19 protein-coding genes are annotated in these 20,036 nt (G+C 59.5%); 10 read left to right on the plus strand and 9 right to left on the minus strand.

Going from position 1 to position 20,036, the window contains the following annotated elements:
- Nucleotides 1-87: 87 nt before the first annotated feature.
- The 4 genes from mtgA (at nt 88) to ED661_RS14025 (ending at nt 4,729) form a co-directional block, all read left to right on the plus strand.
- A complete protein-coding gene (gene mtgA, locus ED661_RS14010) occupies nt 88-762 on the plus strand; it encodes a monofunctional biosynthetic peptidoglycan transglycosylase (RefSeq protein WP_122074666.1) in 675 nt (224 codons plus the stop codon).
- A gap of 69 nt (nt 763-831) precedes the next feature.
- Nucleotides 832-1,497, plus strand: a complete 666-nt coding sequence (locus ED661_RS14015) for a glutathione S-transferase family protein (protein ID WP_122074534.1) — start codon at nt 832-834, stop codon at nt 1,495-1,497.
- A 103-nt stretch (nt 1,498-1,600) separates the two neighbouring features.
- A complete protein-coding gene (queG, locus tag ED661_RS14020) occupies nt 1,601-2,653 on the plus strand; it encodes a tRNA epoxyqueuosine(34) reductase QueG (RefSeq protein WP_122074535.1) in 1,053 nt (350 codons plus the stop codon).
- A gap of 69 nt (nt 2,654-2,722) precedes the next feature.
- On the plus strand, nt 2,723-4,729 hold the full coding sequence (locus tag ED661_RS14025) for a hydantoinase/oxoprolinase N-terminal domain-containing protein (protein ID WP_122074536.1): 2,007 nt from the start codon (nt 2,723-2,725) through the stop codon (nt 4,727-4,729).
- 69 nt (nt 4,730-4,798) lie between these two features.
- Here ED661_RS14025 and msrA read toward each other — a convergent pair whose 3' ends face one another.
- The 7 genes from msrA to ED661_RS14060 all read right to left on the minus strand — a co-directional run bounded on the left by msrA (nt 4,799) and on the right by ED661_RS14060 (nt 11,742).
- Nucleotides 4,799-5,314, minus strand: coding sequence for a peptide-methionine (S)-S-oxide reductase MsrA (msrA, locus tag ED661_RS14030; RefSeq protein WP_122074537.1), 516 nt, complete (start codon nt 5,312-5,314; stop codon nt 4,799-4,801).
- Entirely contained in the window at nt 5,311-5,760 is a 450-nt protein-coding gene (gene msrB, locus ED661_RS14035) for a peptide-methionine (R)-S-oxide reductase MsrB (RefSeq protein ID WP_122074538.1), read from the minus strand. Before msrB ends, msrA begins: the two co-directional genes overlap by 4 nt.
- A 151-nt stretch (nt 5,761-5,911) precedes the next feature.
- Nucleotides 5,912-6,784 (minus strand): DMT family transporter, encoded by an 873-nt coding sequence (locus ED661_RS14040; RefSeq protein ID WP_122074539.1) that lies wholly within the window; start codon nt 6,782-6,784, stop codon nt 5,912-5,914.
- A 188-nt stretch (nt 6,785-6,972) separates the two neighbouring features.
- Nucleotides 6,973-7,266 (minus strand): HU family DNA-binding protein, encoded by a 294-nt coding sequence (locus ED661_RS14045; protein WP_054461859.1) that lies wholly within the window; start codon nt 7,264-7,266, stop codon nt 6,973-6,975.
- A 142-nt stretch (nt 7,267-7,408) separates the two neighbouring features.
- The gene (locus ED661_RS14050; protein WP_122074540.1) at nt 7,409-8,893 is read right to left on the minus strand and encodes an AMP nucleosidase; all 1,485 of its coding nucleotides are present in this window, start codon (nt 8,891-8,893) and stop codon (nt 7,409-7,411) included.
- Nucleotides 8,890-10,692: an adenine deaminase gene (gene ade, locus ED661_RS14055; protein WP_122074541.1), complete on the minus strand. Its 1,803-nt coding sequence runs from the start codon at nt 10,690-10,692 to the stop codon at nt 8,890-8,892. Before ade ends, ED661_RS14050 begins: the two co-directional genes overlap by 4 nt.
- 138 nt (nt 10,693-10,830) lie before the next feature.
- Nucleotides 10,831-11,742, minus strand: coding sequence for a LysR substrate-binding domain-containing protein (locus ED661_RS14060; protein WP_122074667.1), 912 nt, complete (start codon nt 11,740-11,742; stop codon nt 10,831-10,833).
- 128 nt (nt 11,743-11,870) lie between these two features.
- Here ED661_RS14060 and ED661_RS14065 point away from each other — a divergent pair, with 128 nt between their 5' ends.
- Entirely contained in the window at nt 11,871-12,626 is a 756-nt protein-coding gene (locus ED661_RS14065; RefSeq protein ID WP_122074542.1) for a class II aldolase and adducin N-terminal domain-containing protein, read from the plus strand.
- 116 nt (nt 12,627-12,742) lie between these two features.
- Nucleotides 12,743-13,747 (plus strand): sterol desaturase family protein, encoded by a 1,005-nt coding sequence (locus tag ED661_RS14070; protein ID WP_254054841.1) that lies wholly within the window; start codon nt 12,743-12,745, stop codon nt 13,745-13,747.
- A 380-nt stretch (nt 13,748-14,127) separates the two neighbouring features.
- On the opposite strand, the gene ED661_RS14075 is transcribed toward ED661_RS14070, so the two are convergent.
- Nucleotides 14,128-15,081: a GlxA family transcriptional regulator gene (locus ED661_RS14075; protein WP_122074668.1), complete on the minus strand. Its 954-nt coding sequence runs from the start codon at nt 15,079-15,081 to the stop codon at nt 14,128-14,130.
- Between the two features lie 78 nt (nt 15,082-15,159).
- Here ED661_RS14075 and ED661_RS14080 point away from each other — a divergent pair, with 78 nt between their 5' ends.
- From ED661_RS14080 to ED661_RS14095, 4 genes are read left to right on the plus strand one after another with little or no spacing between them, the layout of a single operon-like run.
- On the plus strand, nt 15,160-16,323 hold the full coding sequence (locus ED661_RS14080; protein WP_122074544.1) for an acyl-CoA dehydrogenase family protein: 1,164 nt from the start codon (nt 15,160-15,162) through the stop codon (nt 16,321-16,323).
- A 6-nt stretch (nt 16,324-16,329) separates the two neighbouring features.
- Nucleotides 16,330-16,638 (plus strand): SelT/SelW/SelH family protein, encoded by a 309-nt coding sequence (locus ED661_RS14085; protein ID WP_122074545.1) that lies wholly within the window; start codon nt 16,330-16,332, stop codon nt 16,636-16,638.
- Nucleotides 16,639-16,644: 6 nt separating this feature from the next.
- The gene (locus ED661_RS14090; RefSeq protein ID WP_122074546.1) at nt 16,645-18,681 is read left to right on the plus strand and encodes an acetate--CoA ligase family protein; all 2,037 of its coding nucleotides are present in this window, start codon (nt 16,645-16,647) and stop codon (nt 18,679-18,681) included.
- Nucleotides 18,681-19,478 carry a carnitinyl-CoA dehydratase gene (locus ED661_RS14095; RefSeq protein ID WP_122074669.1) on the plus strand — a complete coding sequence of 266 codons (798 nt, stop codon included), beginning with the start codon at nt 18,681-18,683 and terminating at the stop codon, nt 19,476-19,478. The genes ED661_RS14090 and ED661_RS14095 overlap by 1 nt, the downstream gene beginning before the upstream one ends.
- 119 nt (nt 19,479-19,597) lie before the next feature.
- Here ED661_RS14095 and ED661_RS22415 read toward each other — a convergent pair whose 3' ends face one another.
- On the minus strand, nt 19,598-19,867 hold the full coding sequence (locus ED661_RS22415; protein WP_371412446.1) for a hypothetical protein: 270 nt from the start codon (nt 19,865-19,867) through the stop codon (nt 19,598-19,600).
- Between the last annotated feature and the right edge of the window lie 169 nt (nt 19,868-20,036).

Raw genomic sequence — 20,036 nt, forward strand, 5'->3', positions numbered from 1 at the left:
TTGGCTATCTTATAGAGGGGTATGGCAAAGGCAGCGAAACAAACCAGAAAAACAAAATCAGGCCGATCCTGGATCACAGCTCCGCTGATGCGCCCCTGGCGCTGGCTAAGGCGTTGGATCCTGCGCGGTATTTTGGCATTTACTCTGGTGGCGACGCTGCTGGTGCTGCTGTTTTCCGTGGTGAACCCACCCACCACCCATACGATCTGGAGCGAAAAACGCCGTCTTGGGGATGTGGATCAGGAATGGGTGCCGATGGAAGATATTGCCCCGGTTCTGGCGCGTTCGGTTGTGGCGGCGGAGGATGCGCGGTTCTGTCAGCACTGGGGCATAGATGTGCGGGCTATTCGGGCTGCTCTGGCGGAGGGTGGGCGGCGTGGCGGCTCTACCCTGTCGCAGCAGGTGGTGAAGAACGTCTTTCTGTGGCAGGGGCGCAGTTGGGGACGCAAAGCGCTGGAAACACTGCTGACGCCATTGGTGGAAGCGGTCTGGAGCAAGCGGCGCATTCTGGAAGTCTATCTGAATGTGGCGGAGATGGATGAGGGTATTTTTGGCGCGGAAGCTGCGTCGCGGCATTACTTTGGGGTGGGACCGGATGCGCTGAACGCCCGTCAGGCGGCCCTGATTGCAGCAGTACTGCCCAACCCAAAGCAGCGCTCGGCAGCGCGCCCCAGCGCCAAAGTCAAACGCCGTGCCGCCAGTATTCGCGATGGGGCGGCCACCATCCGCGCAGATGGGCGCGCGGGCTGTTTCGAGGATTGAAGTTTTGCCGCACACAGGGCATTGCTGGAACAGACCCTCGCTAGCTCATCCGGAGTTCCAAAAGACCACATGGCACGTCTCTATCATGTCCCGCTTTCGCCGTTTTGTCGGAAAATTCGCCTCTCGCTGGCGGAAAAGAAGATCGAAGTAGAACTGGTGGAAGAGCGCTATTGGGAAGCCGATCCGGACTTTTTGCGGCGCAACCCGGCGGGCAAGGTGCCGGTCATTCGGCTGGATGGCAAAATGATGTCCGAGAGTGCTGCTATCTGCGAATATCTGGAAGAGACCCGACCAACGCCTTCGCTTATGCCCAGCGATCCGGATGGCCGCTACGAGGTGCGCCGCATTGTCAGCTGGTTTGACGATAAATTCCATTCCGAAGTGACCTCGAAACTGCTCTATGAGCGGGTCAACAAGAAGGTCACCGGCGAGGGATACCCGGACAGTAAGAACGTCAAAGCCGGGGCCAAGGCCATCAAATACCACCTCGACTATATGACCTGGCTGTTGGATCATCGTCGTTGGTTGGCGGGGGATCAGATGAGTCTGGCGGATTTTGCAGCTGCGGCGCATCTGTCGTCGCTGGACTATATCTCGGATGTGGATTGGAATCGTTCGGCTGTGGTCAAGGACTGGTATGCCAAGATCAAATCACGCCCGGCCTTTCGCTCTATCCTGGCGGATCAGATCTCAGGGTTCCGCCCGCCCGCCCATTACGCAGATCTCGATTTCTGAGCGACTGGCGTTTTGCGCTCACCACTGTCACTATGAGGGGGCTGTCTGCCCCCTTTTGCCTTTTTGAAAAAGGCAATTCACCCCCGAGGATATTTCTGGCCAAATGAAAAACGCAGCTGAACTGAAGGCGCGGCTGGTGGCGCGGGCCCTCGAAGAGGGGTTTGTGGCTTGTAGGATCTGTCACCCCTGGGATGTGCCGCAGGTGCCGGAGCGGCTGCAGCAATTTCTCGACAAGGGGTATCATGGGCAGATGGGCTGGATGGCAGAGCGCAGCCATTGGCGTGGCGATCCGAGTGTTTTGTGGCCCGAGGCGCGGTCCGTCATCATGCTGGCGGAGAGTTACACGCCGGAAGAAGATCCGATGGAGATTGTCGGCTGTGTCGACCGGGGTGCCGTGTCTGTTTACGCGCGCAACAAGGACTATCATGATCTGGTCAAGAAGCGCCTGAAACGTTTGGCGCGCTGGTTGATTGAAGAGGCCAGGGCGCAGGATGAGGCCGCTGAGGTAAAGGTGTTTGTTGATACCGCACCGGTGCCGGAAAAACCCCTGGGGCAAGCGGCGGGGCTTGGTTGGCAGGGGAAACATACCAATCTGGTAAGCCGAGATTGGGGCAATTGGGCCTTTTTAGGCTCTGTTTTTACCACGCTTGATCTGCCGGTGGACGAGGCTGAGCCGGATCGCTGTGGATCGTGTTCATCCTGTTTGACGGCCTGCCCGACCGAGGCCTTTACCGCGCCCTATCAGATGGATGCACGGCGCTGTATTTCCTATCTGACGATCGAACACAAAGGCCCGATTGACGAAGAACTGCGCGGCAGGTTGGGCAACCGTATCTATGGCTGTGATGACTGCTTGTCGGCCTGCCCCTGGAACAAATTTGCCGTTGCGGCCAGCGATCTGCGCTATGCGGCGCGGGCTGAATTACAGGCGCCCAGACTGGCGGAATTGGCAGTGTTGGATGACACCGGGTTCAGGGCTTTTTTCTCAGGCTCACCAATCAAGCGGGTGGGGCGGGATCGCTTTGTGCGCAACGTGCTCTATGCGATTGGCAATTCCGGGCAGCCTGAGCTGCGCAGCGTGGCGCAGGGATTGCTCGAAGATCCTGACCCGACGGTAGCCGATGCGGCGCAATGGGCGGTTCAGCGGCTTTCATGACGCAAACAGGATGGACCTGTCTCAAATAGGCGTTAGACCGGTTCTGCGAACGGGTTGGAGACTATTGAAATGGCACTGCTTTTGGGTGTGGATACGGGCGGAACCTATACGGATGCGGTTTTGATCCGTGACGAGGAAGAGGTGATCGCCAGCGCCAAATCGCTGACGACGCGGGCGGATCTGGCTATCGGGGTTGGGGGGGCCATTCGGGCGGTTTTGGCGCAGTCTGGCTGTGCCGCAGGCGAGGTCTCGATGGCGGCGCTGTCGACGACGCTGGCAACCAATGCGTTGGTTGAAGGCCAGGGCGGGCGCGTTGCGTTGATCTATGTGGGATTTAGCGAGGCCGACCTGGATCGCCACGGGCTGAAGGATGCGTTGAAGGGCGACCCTGCGCTGGTTCTTGCAGGGGGGCATAATCACGCAGGCTCCGAGGCCACTGCCCTGGACGTTACGGCGTTACGGGCCTTTTTAGAGACACATTCCGCAGGCGTTTCCGGCTTTGCCGTGGCCTCTGTCTTTGCCACCCGCAACCCGGCACATGAGCTGGAGGTTGCCCGTATCATCGGCGAGATGACCCAGGCGCCGGTCACCTGTTCACATCAGTTGTCGGCCAAGCTGAACGGGCCCAAGCGGGCGGTGACCGCGGTGCTGAATGCGCGGCTTATCGGCATGATTGACCGGTTGATTGGCCGGGCGCAGGATGTGCTGGTGGAGCTGGGGGTGACAGCGCCAATGATGGTGGTGCGGGGCGATGGCGCGCTGATGTCCGCAGAACAGGCACGTGAACGCCCGATTGAGACCATCCTGAGTGGGCCGGCCGCCTCGATCGTCGGGGCGCGCTGGATGACCGGTGCAGAGAATGCTCTGGTAAGTGACATCGGCGGCACCACTACGGATGTGGCCCTGATCCGCGACGGCAAGCCGGCTATTGATCCGGCAGGCGCGCGGGTTGGCGAATTTCGCACCATGGTCGAGGCGGTGGCGATGCGTACCACGGGCCTGGGCGGGGACAGTCAGGTGCATATGCAGGCCAGCGGATTGCAGGGGGGCGTGACACTTGGACCGCGCCGGGTTGTACCGATCTCTTTGATGGCCACGGAGGCGCCTGAGTTGGTACATGCGACGCTGGATCAGCAGCTGCTGGCGCCGGTGGTGGGGGAATATGACGGCAGGTTTGTACGCGCCGTGCTGGGCCTGCCTGCTGCCGGTCTGGGCGAGCGCGAACATGCGCTGCTGGGGCGCATTGGCACCGAGGTCCACCCGCTGGGTAGCATTTTGCGCACCCGAATGGAGCAGGGCGCGCTGAGCCGGTTGGTGGATCGCGGGCTGGTGCAGGTCTCGGGTGTGACCCCATCGGACGCCAGCCATGTGCTGGGCCGGGTGGAGGCCTGGGATGCGGAGGCCGCGACAAAGGCGCTGACGCTGTTTGCCCGGCGTCGGGTCGGTAGCGGAGAGACCTTGGCCCCGGATGCTCATAGCTTGGCACAGATGATTGTTGATCAGCTGACGGAACAGACCTCTTTGACGTTGTTAGAGGCTGCTTTTGCCGAGGAGGCTGAAGAGTTCCCTGTGCCGCCCGCTGATCTGGCGCGGCATGTGCTGACGCATCGGGGGTTGGCCTCGCATCGTGGGATTTTGTCGATAGATGTTGCGGTGAATATCGATGTGGTGGGGCTAGGGGCCTCGGCCCCCTGTTATTACCCAGCAGTTGGCGAGCGGCTGAAATGCCGGATGCTGCTGCCGGAACATGCCGGGGTTGCCAATGCAATTGGCGCCGTTGTTGGTCGCATCACCATGCGTCGCAGCGGGAGCGTGACATCGCCGGCCGAGGGCAAGTTCCGGGTACACCTGGACAGCGCGCCGCAGGACTTTTCCGCCTCGCAAGAGGCTTTGCAGGTGCTCGAGCAGGCCCTGCGGGATCAGGCAAGTGCCGAGGCCGAAGCGGCAGGGGCACAGGATATCCATATTCATGTCACCCGCGATATCCGCATGGCCGAGGTTGAGGCGCGTGAGGTTTTTGTCGAGGCCATGCTGACGGTCGAGGCCAGTGGCCGCCCGCGTGTGGCCCAGGACTAACACCGTGCACAGAAAAAGACCCGCCCCAGATGGAGGCGGGTCTTATTGAAATAGCGGCTCTAACCTGGGTTATTCGGCTGCTGATGCGCGTTTGGGCAGAACCCAATCTGGTCGGGCAAAGTGGCAGGTGTAGCCATCGGGGCGGTGTTCCAGATAATCCTGATGCTCAGGCTCGGCCTCCCAGAAATCACTCACGGCTTCGACTTCGGTGACGACTTTGCCGGGCCAAAGGCCGCAGGCCTCCACATCGGCAATCGTGTCCAGGGCCGTGGCCTTTTGGGCATCATCCACATAGTAGATTGCCGACCGATAGCTCATCCCCAGGTCATTGCCCTGGCGGTTTTGCGTGGTGGGGTCGTGAATCTGAAAGAAGAACTCCAGCAATTCGCGGTAGGAGGTCAGTTTGGGGTCAAAGATGATCTCGATGCCTTCGGCATGGGTGCCGTGGTTTTTATAGGTGGCACTGGCCACATCACCTCCAGTATAGCCGACGCGGGTTTCCAGCACGCCTTTGCGCTTGCGGATCAGATCCTGCATGCCCCAAAAACAACCCCCGGCGAGAACGGCGCGTTCAGTTACACTCATGCTCTTTCCTCCACTTGATTGATGTACTCTGCATAGCCCTCGGCCTCCATCTCTGCCAAGGGAACAAAGCGTAGCGAGGCCGAGTTGATGCAGTAGCGCAGACCGCCACGATCCACTGGCCCATCCGGGAAGACATGGCCGAGATGGCTGTCACCATGGGTCGAGCGGACCTCAGTGCGGATCATACCCAGGGTGCGGTCTTCCAACTCGCTCACATAGGCGGGTTCAATTGGTTTGGTAAAGCTGGGCCAGCCACAGCCAGATTCATATTTGTCGCCTGAGGCAAACAAGGGTTCCCCCGAGACGATATCAACATAGATGCCAACCTCTTTGTTGGCGAGCAGCTTGCCGGTGCCGGGGCGTTCAGTGCCGGCGTTCTGGGTGACGTAGAATTCTTCTTCTGAAAGGGCGGCGATGGCTGCCGGGTCTTTGCTGTATCTGGTCATGACATTCTCCGTCTAATGCGGCCATTTCCCTGTGACCGCTCTGTTCGCTGTTGGGACAAAGATGGGGTGTCGCGGGCAAAATGCAAAGAAGGTTTCGCTCTGCTCGCGTTTCCGTGTGGAGCGGTAGCTCTGGTGGCCAAAGCCATGTGCTCTATTTGGGGGCAGCTTGCCGCGATAGCTGCACCGCCAGAATGCCCAGGGTCACCACCGCGACGCCTATCATATCCAGCAGGCCCAGCTTCTCTCCCAGAATGACACTGGCAACGGCGACGCCAAAAACCGGGTTGAGGAAGTGAAAGGTTGCAGCGCGAATGGCGCCGATCCGGTTGAGCAGCAAGACCCAGATAAAGGTCGCCATCAGACCGGGAACAAGCGTTGTATAGGCAAAGGCCAGGCCCAACCGCAGGGTTGGATTGACAAAGATCTCTTCGGTCAGGGGGGCGGCGACAAACAGGATGGCAGAGCCAACCAGCATTTGCAGCCCCACCACCATCATGAAGTTCCCACCCGAGGTGGCCCCACGCAGCGCCAGCGTAGCAACGGCAAGGGCCAGAACGCCAATGACGCAGAGCAGGACGCCAAAAAAATCAACTCCGGCACTGATGCGGGTTCCCATGATCAGGGCGACTCCAGCCACCCCTGCCAACAGGCCCAGAACGCCAAGAGGTTTGAGCTTATCGCCGTAGATTGCCCAGGTTGCCATCGCCACCAGCAGCGGCATGGTGGAGGCAATAATTGCTGCCAGCGAGGCTTCGATCCACTGCATGGCGACAAAGTTAAGCCCGAGATAAAGCGCATTCTGACAGAGGCCAAAGATCATCGTCGCCCGCCACTGACCACGGGTCAGGCGCCAGGTCTGGCCCAGAGCCAGCGCGATCCCGACACCAATCAAGCCAGAGATCAGAAACCGCACCGCCAGGGAGAACAGGGGCGAAGCATCCATCACGATGATCCGTGCCGAGGTGAAAGCCGAAGACCACATGAAGGCAAAGATAAGCCCCATGGCAATTGCGCGTAGATCCATGCTGGTGTCTCCTGGGGGGCTGGTGGTTGTCTCAGGTCTTTAGCAAGGCAAGTATCCCGTGGGAATGCAGATTCGTGAGGGTGTCACGCGATTGGCATCCGGTCACAGGCGAGGAGGGAGAGAGGCAACAAAAAAGGGCCGCCAAAGGCGACCCTGATCTCGATAGCTGTAATCCGGAATTTCCAGGATTATGCTTCGCCGTTGACGCTGTCTTTCAGGGCCTTGGCAATGGTCATTTTCACGACCTTGTCAGCTTCCTTCATGAACTTCTCGCCAGTGGCAGGATTACGCACTTCGCGCTCGGGGCGCTCACGGCAATAGATTTTGCCAACGCCGGGCAGAGTCACGGCACCACCGCCGGACACTTCGCGTGTGATCAGCGCGCAAACAGCTTCCAGAGCGGCGCCTGCTGTCTTTTTGTCTTCGCCCATTTCCTCAGCCAGAGCTGCAACAAGCTGGGTTTTTGTCATTGGTTTGGACATTCTCAGATCTCCTTAAAACTGCCCGAACTATGGGGCCTCATCGCGTGACATTATCGTTATGTTGTGTAGGAACACAACGCGTAGTGTTACAAAACACCATAGAAACCAGCGGTTTTTTGCAGAAAACAGTGGAAAACTCACCCTAGAGGAAGGCGGTTTCGTCGAAAGAGCGCAGTTTTCGGCTGTGCAGCCGCTCCAGAGGCATCGATCTGAGCTGTTCCATTGCTCTTATGCCAATCTGCAAATGACGTGCAACCTGTGTTTGGTAAAAGTCCGACGCCATGCCAGGCAGCTTCAGCTCGCCATGCAGGGGTTTGTCGGACACACAGAGGAGGGTGCCGTAGGGGACGCGGAAGCGATAGCCATTGGCGGCGATAGTGGCGCTCTCCATATCCAGCGCGATGGCGCGCGATTGGCTGAGCCGCTGCACCGGGCCGGACTGGTCGCGCAGCTCCCAGTTGCGGTTGTCGATGGTGGCGACGGTGCCTGTGCGCATAATCCGCTTGAGGTCATAGCCCTCGTATTCGGTCACCTCAGCCACGGCCTGTTCCAGCGCGATCTGGATTTCGGCCAGCGCAGGGATCGGCGTCCAGACGGGGAGGTCATCATCCAGCACATGGTCTTCACGCAGATAGGCATGGGCGAGAACAAAATCCCCCAGCGCCTGGGTATTGCGTAGGCCCGCGCAATGGCCGACCATCATCCAGGCATGGGGGCGCAGCACTGCGATGTGATCGGTGGCGGTTTTGGCATTTGACGGACCAACGCCGATATTGACCAGGGTGATGCCTTTGCCATCGGCGCGCTTCAGATGGTAGGTCGGCATCTGCGGCAGTTTGGCAATCGCGGGGATCTCGGCCTCTGGGTCGGTGATCTGGTGATTGCCGGTGCTGACAAAGCTGGTGTAGCCGGAATTGGGATCGGCCAACTGTGCACGGGCATAGGCCTCAAACTCGGCCACGTAGAACTGATAGTTGGTGAACAAGACGTGGTTTTGAAAATGCTCGGCACTGGTCGCTGTGTAATGCGACAGTCGCGCCAGTGAGTAGTCAACACGCTGGGCGGTGAACAGCGACAGCGGGCCGATGCCATCCTCGGCTTGATAGGTGCCATTGACGATATCATCATTGGTGGTGGCCAGATCCGGCACGTCAAAGACATCGCGCAGGGTGAACCCGGCTGCGCCCTCTTGCGGCACGGTCAGATCTGGGCGCGAGGCGACGGCAAAATGCACCGGGATCGGTGTGTCCGAGGCGCCAATGGTGACGGGCTGGCCGTGGTTCTTGATTAATAGCGCGATCTGCTGGGTCAGGTAGTGGCGAAACAGATCCGGCCGCGTCACCGTGGTGGCGTAGGTGCCCGGCGCTGAGACATGACCAAAGCTGAGGCGGCTGTCCACCTGGGCAAAGCTTGAGGTGGTAAAGCGGATCTCTGGGTAAAAGGCGCGAATACGCTGATCCCCTTGGGTGCCTGCGGCCATGCTGCGCATGAACTCTTCACAGAGGAAGGTTGTGGCCTGTTCATAGAGCTGCTCCAGCCGGGCCACGGCGGCAGCGGCATCGGTAAAGCTCTCGGGGGCGGGGATGCCGGGGTGTTTGATATGGGTCGCTGGGGCTGTTGGGGTCATGTAAGGGGCTCGATCACCGGAATCATTTCAAATGTACGCACGTCAACCAGACCCAGGTCTGATATCCTGAGTTCTGGGATCACCACCAGGGCCAGCAAGGAGTGCTGCATATAGGCATTGTTCAATGAGCAGCCACAGGCCTCCATCGCTTCGCCCAGTTTCTGTGCCTTGGCGGCCACCTCGGTCGCCGGACTGTCGGACATCAGCCCGGCAATAGGCAACTCCACCAGTGCCAGTTCTTCGCCATCGCGGAAGATGGTGACACCGCCGCCCACTTCGGCCAGCCGATTGGCCGCCAGGGCCATCTGATCGCGATCCGTGCCGACCACAATCATATGGTGGCTGTCATGGGCCACGGTCGAGGCCATGGCCATCTTTCCCTGATAGCCAAAACCGGAGACAAAGGCATTGGTCACCCCGCCGGTGCCGCGGTGTCGTTCCACCAAGGCAATCTGACAGGTCTCGCCTGCGCCCTCGACCAATCCGTCACGCACCGGCAGTTCCGCCTTCAGCGCCTTGGTCGGGGCCTGGTTTTCCACCATGCCGATGACATTGGCGGTGACCGCATTGGCGCCTTCAGGGGCCTTCAGTTCAAAATCTGCGGCGCTGAGCTCATGGCCCAGATGGACGGTGCCACGGGCGCTTTCGGGCCAGTCAAGATGTGGGCAATCGACCATAATAGAGCCTGATTCAGCGACGATTTGCCCACGCGCCACGACCAGCTCAATCGGCAGCTCTGTGAGGTCTGAAGTCAGGATCACATCGGCACGGCGTCCCGGTGTGATAGAGCCAATGTCGCGCTCCAGGCCAAAATGGGTGGCGGTGTTGATCGTCGCCATCTGCAGCGCGATCAGCGGATCACAGCCGCAGGCAATGGCATGGCGCACCACCCGGTTCATATGACCGTCATTGACCAGGGTGCCGGAATGGCAATCATCGGTGCAGAGGATGAAGTTGCGCGGGTCCAGGCCTTTCTCGGTAATGGCGGTGATCTGCGCCTCAACATCGTACCAGGCAGAGCCCAGCCGCACCATGGCGCGCATGCCCTGACGCATCCGGGCAATGGCATCGGCTTCGCAGGTGCCCTCGTGGTCATCTGCCGGGCCACCGGCCACATAGGCGGCAAAATCGGGGCCGAGGTCTGGAGAGGCATAGTGCCCGCCGACGGTTTTACCAGCGCGCTGGGTAGCGGCGATTTCGGCCAGCATTTTGGGATCGGCATTGGCGACACCGGGGAAGTTCATCATCTCGCCCAACCCGATGATGCCAGGCCACTGCATCGCTTCGGCCACATCTTCGGCGGTGATCTCGAAACCGGTGGTTTCCAGCCCCGGCGCCGAGGGCGCACAAGAGGGCATCTGGGTGAAGATATTGACCGGCTGCAAAAGCGCCTCGTCATGCATCAGACGCACGCCCTCCAGCCCCAGCACATTGGCGATCTCATGGGGGTCAGTGAACATCGAGGTGGTGCCATGGGGGATAACCGCACGGGCAAATTCCGCCGGGGTCAGCATGCCGCTCTCGATATGCATATGCGCATCGCAGAGGCCGGGGATCATGTAGCGGCCCTTGGCCTCGATCACCTCTGTATCGGGGCCAGTGCAATAGCTGGCATCCGGGCCAACATAGGCGATGCGGCCAGATTTGATGGCGATGTCGTGACCGTCCAGCACCTCGCGGGTGTGGACATTGACCCATTTGCCCTGACGAATAACCGTATCGGCAGGCGCACGCCCTGCTGCAACATGGATCAAGTCTGAGGCGATATCGGGCCAGCTGGGGAATGCTTTATCTGTCATGTGCCAATTGTTCTGATTGCGGAGCCAAGTGCAAGCCCTGCGATTCTTTGCTTGGGTTTGAAACACCTATAGGCAAGACAAGAGGATGATTTGTGACACTCTGTTGACCTGATCAAAGGGAGGCGCTGTCAGAGAGGGCTAACAGGTGAACCTGAGCTCATCTGGCCAAGCCTTGCCACCGCAGTGCTCCTTTGCCATCTCAGTGCGCAGCCAGCTGGCAAAGGCCTGGGCGCCGGGGGAATGCTCCGCTTGAGGGGACAACAACAGGTAGTAGGCTTCGGGCACCGGGGCGCGGTGTTCAAAGGGGGCAATCAATCGCCCCTGCCGGATCAGGTCACCGGCCATGATGTCATGCGCCATACCCACCCCTGCGCCCGCAGCCACGGCAGGCAGGCAGGCCATATAAGTGGTGGTATAGGTCACCGGCGGGTTGGGCCAGGGCAGGCCCTGATCCTCGGCCCAGGCCGGGAAGTTGGCCATCAGATTGGCGCAGTCGAACAGGCGGTGCTGGTGCAGGCCCTTCAGCGTGACCTCATAGTCGGGAGCGCAGACCGGGTAGTAGTGTTCACGGTGCAACAGTTCGCCGCGCACCGTATCGGCCAGCCCCAGAGAAAAGCGGATCTCCACATCGGCGCCCTCGGCCATGTCGCGGGGCTCCCAGATCTCGGTGGAGATATTCAGGAGCACATCCGGGTGGGCATCGTAGAAGCGCCCCAACCGGGGTGACAGCCATTGGACTGCAAAGGAGATATTGCTTTGCACCTGCACCACATTCTTTGCCGGGCCGGATATGGCGCGGGTGCCATTGGTGAGGGTGCGAAAGGCCTCGCGCACCACAGGCAGATAGGTTGAGCCCGTCGGCGTCAGCTCCAACGCGCGGGGACGGCGGTGAAACAGGGTTTTGCCCAGATGCGACTCCAGCGCCTTGATCTGCTGACTGACGGCGCTTTGGGTCATGTTCAGATCATTGGCCGCGCCGGTAAACGACAGATGCCGCGCTGCCGCCTCAAAGGTGCGCAGCCAGCCCAGAGGAGGGAGAGCGTTTTTCATACCCATAAGTGTGTCATAAGCTGAACTAATGGCAAGAGGGCAAATTAATCGTTGGTCAAAGAGGCCTTTGCGGCTCAGGTTCTGGAAGGCAGGATCATTGCTGCAAGACAGAGCTGAGGAGCCCCAAGATGAGCGTCACCGAATTGCGCCCCAATATGGACCACTGGCAGGACCGCGTTGATATGGCCGCCAGCTTTCGCTGGGTGGAGCGGCTCAATATGCATGAGGGCGTGGCCAATCATTTCAGCCTGGCGGTGAATGAAGAGGGCACCCAGTTTCTGATGAATGCCAATCAGATGCATTTTGCCCGCATTACCGCGTCGAACCTGCTGTTGCTGGATGCCAATGATCCCGAAACCATGACCAAGCCCGGTGCCCCGGATCCCACCGCCTGGGGGCTACATGGCTCGATCCATCGCCTGTGCCCGCAGGCGCGCTGCGTGATGCATGTGCATTCGATCCATGCCACGGTGCTGGCCTCCTTGGCGGATAGCAATCTGCCGCCGATTGACCAGAACACCGCAACCTTTTTCAACCGCTATGTGATTGACGATGGCTATGGCGGACTGGCGTTTGAGGATGAGGGCGCGCGCTGTGCGGCGATGCTGACGGACCCAAAGCAGAAGGTCATGATCATGGGCAATCATGGCGTGCTGGTGATCGGCTCTGACCCGGCAGATACACTGAACCGGCTCTACTATTTTGAGCGCGCCGCCGAGACCTATATTCGTGCCTTGCAGACTGGTCTGCCGCTGAGGGTGCTGTCGGATGAGATCGCCGAGAAGACCGCGCAGGAACTGGAGGATTACCCCTCCCAGGCCGAGGCGCATCTGCGCGAGATCAAACTGATCCTGGATAGCGAAGGCTCCACCTACGCCAGCTAGGCCCAAAACGACACTAATTAGAGCCTAACACAGAGAGTTTCCCCCTCGTGCCAACCCCATTGCGCGCGGTCCAAGAAGCTATGCCAGATGAACTCCAGCGTGAGGAGAAACAGACGATGTCAGAGACCAAAGAACCGCCCGAGCAGATGCAGGATATGGGTCGGGACTGGAATTATCACCCGGATCTGCCCTTGCAGAACCCGTCGATCTTTCAATGGCCCCCCAACCCAGCCTTTCTGATCCGCTGGCTGATGCGCAATTGGCTCACCCTCAGCGAGCGGGTTCTGATGCTGGCACTGGCGCTGGTGCTGTGGTGGGTCTTTTACCCCTCAGTAGAGACCGCGCGGAGCTTTGCAATTGGCTGGATCCTGCAGATCTGGCTGGTGAATTTTGTGATGATTTTTACCGTCGCGGGGGGCTTGCACTGGTATTTCTATATGCGCCGGGGGCAGGGCAAAAAGCTCAAGTTCGAGCGCCGCGAACAGGGGCGCAACAACAAGCTGTGGGATTTCAGCGATCAGGTGAAGGACAATATGTTCTGGTCACTGGGGTCGGGGGTTTTGCAGCTCACCGGCTTTCAGGTCGTGACCATGTGGCTGATGGCCAATGGCTACACACCCATGATCAGTTTTGCCGAAAGCCCGATCTGGTTCCTAGCGCTTTTGGTGATTATTCCCATGTGGTCGGCCTTTCATTTCTACTGGGTACATCGGCTGTTGCATCAACCGTTTCTGTACAAACGGGTGCATTCCCTGCATCACCGCAACGTCAATATTGGCCCCTGGTCCGGCTTTGCCATGCACCCCATTGAGCATTTCATCTACCTGACCACGCTGTGTCTCCACTGGGTGGTGGCGAGCCATCCGATCCACCTGTATTTTCACATCGTGTTTCAGGGGCCGGGGGCTGCGATGACCCACACCGGATACGAGGATCTGCTGATCAAGGACAAACGTTGGCTGGCGCTGGGCACCTTCTATCACCAGCTGCATCATCGTTACTACGAGTGCAACTATGGCAATCAGGAGATGCCCTGGGATCGCTGGTTCGGCACCTTTCACGACGGCAGTGATGAGGCCACCGCTGAAACCCGCGCCCGCAAGAAGCGGATGTTTGGGTAGATTACGCTAAGCGTCTGCCCGGGCGGGAGCGGAACGCGCCCGCCGTGGGGCGGGCAGGCGCGTGTCTGCCGCTGGCGCTGCAGACTTCTTACCACTTCCTGCATTGCAAATATGCGATGATACAAAAGGAGCCAAACTTGAATGCTGCAGTCAACATCTTTGCCAAAGCAATTAAGAGTTCCGGGTTTTCCATTTCATGCCCTCATCAAAGGACTGTTGGACAATCGTCCAATCACTCCTCCACGCAATCGCGTGCATTGATGGCTTTTTGAAAAGAAAACCTAGGAAAGTGAAAAGCCTTCACTCCCATCATCAGCAAACAGATGAGAGATAGGTATCTCTCGCTTTCTATTCAAGGAGTGGAGAACAAAGGGAATTGGCTAGAAGTCGGATCGCATCTGGCGCGGAGTTGCCCCAAACTCCTCGCGGTAGGCGCGAGTCATGGCGCTGGGGTCTTCGTAACCTGCGCGCAGGGCAATCTCTGCCACGCTTAGATCAGTCTCTAATACAAACTTTCGGGCCTGCATAAGGCGTAGCCGACGATAGATTGCCTGCGGTGTGGCACCCAGTTGCGCCTTCATTCGCTTTTCAAGCTCCTTGCGGCTGCGCCCAACCTGACGGGCAATGTCCAGAATGGTCAGCGGTGTTTCAATGTTGGACTGCATTAGCCCCAAGGCGCGGGCAACCGAGCCACTGCGGGCAAGCCCTGCCCCCCAGGACGGGCTTTGTACCTCGGTGGCTTCGGGGCTCATGAACAGGGTGGCCACTTCGAGCCGTAGTGCCTGACCATGGGTCTGTCCGATCAGGTCCATCATCAGATCAAACGCGGCCAGCGCGCCAGAGCAGGTGATGCGGTTTCCGTCTCGGACATGACGCAGCCGCAGCACCTCCACCTGCGGGAAGTCTTCGGCGAAACTGACCAGCTCCTCCCAGTGGATGGTGGCCCGCAGCCCGTCCAGCAGCCCCGCTGCGGCCAACAGCCAGGCCCCGGCATCAAAGCCGGCCATCACTTTGTAGCGTTTGGCAGCAGCGCGCAGGGCGTTCTTGGCGGTGCTCGTCGCCAGGGGGCGGTAGCGATAGGATGGCATGGCGATCAGCATATCCCCCTGACAGCGCGCCAGACGGTCATGTGGGTTTACCTCCATTCCAGCGGAAGAGGTGGCAGGCCGCCCATCTAAGGTGAGAAACCGCCAGGCATAGATTTGCCGCCCCGCCAGGGTATTTGCGGCCCGCAAAGGCTCTACCGTATTGGCGAGACAGTGGCCGGAAAAATCGTCAAACAGCAGCAGATCAACCTGCTGCACCGCAGCGTTATCTTTTACCCAATTCTGCATGATACGGCCCATCTTTGCACGAAGTGACCTTAGTCCGGCGATAGAGTGATCGGCAAGTCAAAGAGAAGGACAGGCGCGATGCATTTTGGCATGACAGAAGAACAGGCAATGATCGTCGAGACGACCCGTGCCTTTGTGGAAAATGAGCTCTACCCCCATGAGCTGGAAATTGAACGCACCGGTCACCTGGACATGGATGTGATCAAGGACATCCAGGCCAAGGCGATGGAAGCCGGACTTTATGCCGCCAATATGCCCGAAGAGGTGGGGGGTGCCGGGCTCGATACGCTCAGCTGGCTGATGTATGAAAAGGAGCTGGGCCGCGCCAACTATGCGCTGCACTGGACCGGAGTTGCGCGTCCGTCGAATATCCTGCTGGCGGGCACCGAAGAGCAGAAAGAGAAATATCTCTTTCCCTGCATGAAGGGCGAGAAATGGGACTGTCTGGCGATGACAGAGCCGGACGCGGGATCGGATCTGCGCGGCATGAAGGCCACCGCCCGTCGGGATGGCGATGACTGGATCCTGAACGGTACCAAACATTTCATCAGCCATGCCGATATCGCCGATTTTGCCATCTGCTTTATGGCGACCGGCGTCGAGGACACCCCACGCGGGCCGAAGAAAAAGATCACCGCCTTCTTTGTGGACAAGGGCACGCCGGGCTTTGCTGTGCGCGATGGTTACCGCAATGTCTCGCACCGGGGTTACACCAATCAGGTGCTGGAGTTTGACGATTGCCGCCTGCCGTCTTCGGCCATTCTGGGCGAGGTCGATAAAGGCTTTGATGTCGCCAATACCTGGCTTGGGGCGACCCGTTTGCAGGTGGCGGCCACCTGTCTGGGTCGGGCAGAACGGGCCCTGCAGCACTCGGTTGAATATGCCGCTGAGCGCAAACAATTTGGCCAGCAGATCGGCAAATTCCAGGGTGTGTCTTTCAAGCTGGCCGATATGGCGCTGGAGCTGAAAGCTGCCAATCTGCTGACCTTTGAGGCCGGTTGGAAGTTCGATCAGGGCACCGTCACCGAATCCGATATGTCGATGGCCAAGCTGAAAGCCACCGAGATGCTGGCCATGGTTGCCGATGAAGCAATCCAGATCCATGGCGGCATGGGGCTGATGGATGAGCTGCCGCTGGAACGTATTTGGCGTGATGCGCGGGTTGAGCGCATTTGGGAGGGGACGAGCGAGATCCAACGCCATATCATCAGCCGTGAAATGTTACGCGCCCACGGAGCCTGATGAGCCATGACCACGATACCCTCTCAAAAACCAAAGATCACCATCACCTATTGTATCGGCTGCAACTGGATGCTGCGCGCTGCCTGGATGGCGCAGGAACTGTTGTCGACCTTTCAGGATCAATTGGGCGCGGTGAGTCTGGTTCCGGGGGAGGTCGGGGGCATCTTTGAGATCAGGCTCGATCAAGAGCTGATCTGGGAGCGCAAGCGTGATGGTGGATTTCCGGATGTGAAAGAGCTGAAAACCCGCGTGCGTGACCGGATCAACCCGCAACAGGACCTGGGCCATCTGGACCGGGCTACAAGTGGTGAATAGATAGAAATGAAGTCTCTAAACAGGCTATTTAGGCCCAAAACCATTGCCGTTGTTGGCGGTGGTGCCTGGTGTCGGCTGGTGATTGAACAGTGCCAGAAAATGGGGTTCGATGGCGAGATATGGCCGGTTCATCCCAAAGCGGAAGAGCTGGCAGGATTGCAGGCCTACAAGGATGTTGCCAGCCTGCCGGATGCACCTGATGCCACCTTTATCGGCGTCAATCGCTTTGCCACAATTGAGGTGGTCAGAGCCCTATCGGAACGCGGCGCAGGCGGTGCTGTCTGTTTTGCTTCGGGCTTTCTTGAGGCCCAGGCCGAGGATTCTGAGGGCGCCGATCTTCAGGCGCAGCTGTTGGAGGCAGCGGGTGAGATGCCCTTCCTCGGCCCCAATTGCTATGGCTTTATCAATTATCTGGACGGGGCATTACTCTGGCCGGATCAGCATGGCGGCAAACGGGTGGAAAAGGGTGTCGCCCTGGTCACCCAAAGCTCCAATATTGCCATCAATCTGACCATGCAGACACGGGGGCTTCCCATTGCCTATGTGGTGGCAGCGGGCAATCAGGCGCAGTCCGGCATTGCCGCCATTGGCGAGGCCCTGCTGGACGATGATCGCGTCACCGCGCTGGGCCTGCATATCGAGGGTTTTGGCGATCTGAGAGCCTTTGAGGCCCTGTCGGCAAAGGCACGTGCCCTGGGCAAGCCGATTATCGCCCTGAAGGTGGGCAAATCGGCGGAGGCTCAGGCGGCAACCATTTCCCATACCGCATCGCTTGCAGGCGGCGACGCGGGAGCTTCGGCTTTGCTGTCGCGGCTTGGCATTGCGCGGATGGATGATCTGCCTTCGTTTTTGGAGGTGCTGAAACTGTTGCATGTGACCGGGCCGCTGCCCAGCAATCGTATTGCCTCGATCAGCTGTTCCGGCGGCGAGGCCAGCCTGGCAGCGGATACGGGCCATGACCTGCCTGTGGTATTTCCACCGCTGAACGACAGCCAGCGGGAGAATCTGCGCGCGGCGCTGGGGCCGATGGTGGCGCTGGCAAATCCGCTGGATTATCACACCTATATCTGGCGCGACACAGAGGCGATGACGCGGGCCTGGTCTGCGATGATGGATCCCTCTCTGGCGATGACCCTTCTGATTGTCGATTTTCCCCGTGCGGATCGTTGCTCTGCCGAGGATTGGGACTGTGCCATTGCCGCCGCCATTGGCGCGCGCCAGGCTACCGGGGCAAATGTTGCCCTGGTAGCGAGTCTGCCGGAACTGCTGCCCGAAATGGTTTCTGAGCAATTGATGGCCTCGGGGGTGGTGCCCTTTTGTGGGCTGCGGGAGGCCCTGGTGGCCTGCGCCGCTGCTGCCGAACCACGCGCAGAAATGGGTGAACCTTTGTTGCTGCCCACAGCTGTGGTGGAGCCCAGCCTGGTCTCGGAAGCAGAAGCCAAGTTCCGGCTGGGGCATTATGGGCTGCGCCTGCCCAAATCCATTCGGGCAAAATCCCCCGGCATGGCGCGGGCTGCGGCGGCTGATATCGGCTATCCGGTGGTGCTGAAAGGCGAAGGCATCGCCCATAAGACCGAAGCCGGTGCGGTGGTGCTTGGGCTGAGGTCGGGTGGCGACGTCAGCGAAGCGGCAGATGCGATGCCAACCGAGCGGTTTTTGGTCGAGGAAATGGTCAATGATGCTGTTGCAGAGCTGCTGATCGGGGTGGTGAAAGACCCGGCGCATGGCTTTGTTCTGACGCTGGCCGCTGGCGGTACCCTGACCGAGATCCTGCAAGACAGCACCTCGCTGTTGCTGCCCGCCAGTGATGCAGCAATTGATGCCGCTTTGGATGGGTTGAAAATCTCAAAACTGCTGGCAGGCTATCGCGGCAAACCAGCCGCCGACCGCGCTGCAATCCTGCGGGCCATCAAGTCAGTGCAGTCCTATGTGCTGGCTGAAGCAGAGGGTCTGGAAGAAATTGAAATCAACCCGCTCTTGTGTACACCGACCGATGCGGTGGCGGCGGATGCGCTGATGCGAAGAAAGGATTTTATGAAATGATGGGTGTGGATTTGACTGAGGGGCCGGTAAAAACCCGGCGCGAAGGCGCCATTCTGGAGGTCACGCTGGATCGGCCCAAAGCCAATGCCATCGATCTGGCGACCAGCCGGATCATGGGCGAGGTGTTTCGCGATTTCCGCGATGATCCGGAACTGCGGGTGGCAATTCTGACGGGGGGCGGCGAGAAATTCTTTTGCCCCGGGTGGGATCTGAAGGCCGCCGCCGACGGGGATGAGGTTGATGGCGATTATGGAGTGGGCGGTTTTGGCGGCCTGCAGGAAATGCGCGACATGAACAAACCGGTGATCGCGGCGGTGAATGGTATCGCCTGTGGTGGCGGGCTGGAACTGGCGATCTCGGCGGATATGATCCTGGCGGCGGAGCATGCGACATTTGCCCTGCCGGAAATCCGCTCTGGTACAGTGGCGGATGCGGCCTCGATCAAGCTACCAAAGCGGATCCCCTATCACATCGCCATGGAGCTTTTGCTCACCGGGCGTTGGTTTGATGCTGAGGAAGCAAACCGCTGGGGGCTGGTGAACGAGATCCTGCCCGCCGATCAGTTGATGGACCGTGCCTGGGAACTGGCGCGGCTGCTCGCCTCGGGGCCGCCGCTGGTCTACGCGGCGATCAAAGAGGTGGTGCGCGACGCCGAGGGCGCCAAGTTCCAGGATGCGATGAACCACATCACGCAGCGCCAACTGCGTTCGGTGGATGTGCTATATTCCAGCGAGGATCAGCTGGAAGGGGCCCGCGCCTTTGCCGAGAAACGCGATCCGGTCTGGAAAGGGTGCTGAAAAGGGCCAAGGGTGCTCTCCCGCCCCTGCCGCAGCAGTCAAAGACTGCTGCTTTAGGGTTGGGCCCGGCAGCGCGCTGCTTGCCGCTTTCTTGCAGGTCGTGGGAGTAGGGCGCGGGGTCAGGCCTTTTTGAACAGGGCGATAAAGGCCTTGTCACCGCGGTGCTCATCCCTGGCGGCTTCGCCGTAGATCGGGACCTCAAGCAGGGTGAAATCCGAGATCCATCCACCATCAATCAGGCGGGTAAAGGCGTTCGCAAACCCGGATTTGTGGTAGAACTTGGCATTTATGGACAGGGCATATTGCGCGCCTTGGGCGCCGACGCGCAATAGCGCGGGCAGAGCCTCGGGGCCGATATGACCATGGGTGAAAGTGCCGGAGGAGACCACGCCGCGATAACTGCCTGGGGCACCGGGATACCCTGTAAAAGATCGGCCTCGATCAGGTCGCGGTAGATGTCCTTTTGTGCGGCCTGGGCCAACATTTCGGGGCTGATATCGGTGGCCTCCAGCGGTGAGATGCCCAGATCAGACAGGGCCTGCCCGCAAAGGTCCGTTC

It is taken from the genome of Pseudophaeobacter sp. EL27, from assembly GCF_900313025.1.
Classification (GTDB): domain Bacteria; phylum Pseudomonadota; class Alphaproteobacteria; order Rhodobacterales; family Rhodobacteraceae; genus Pseudophaeobacter.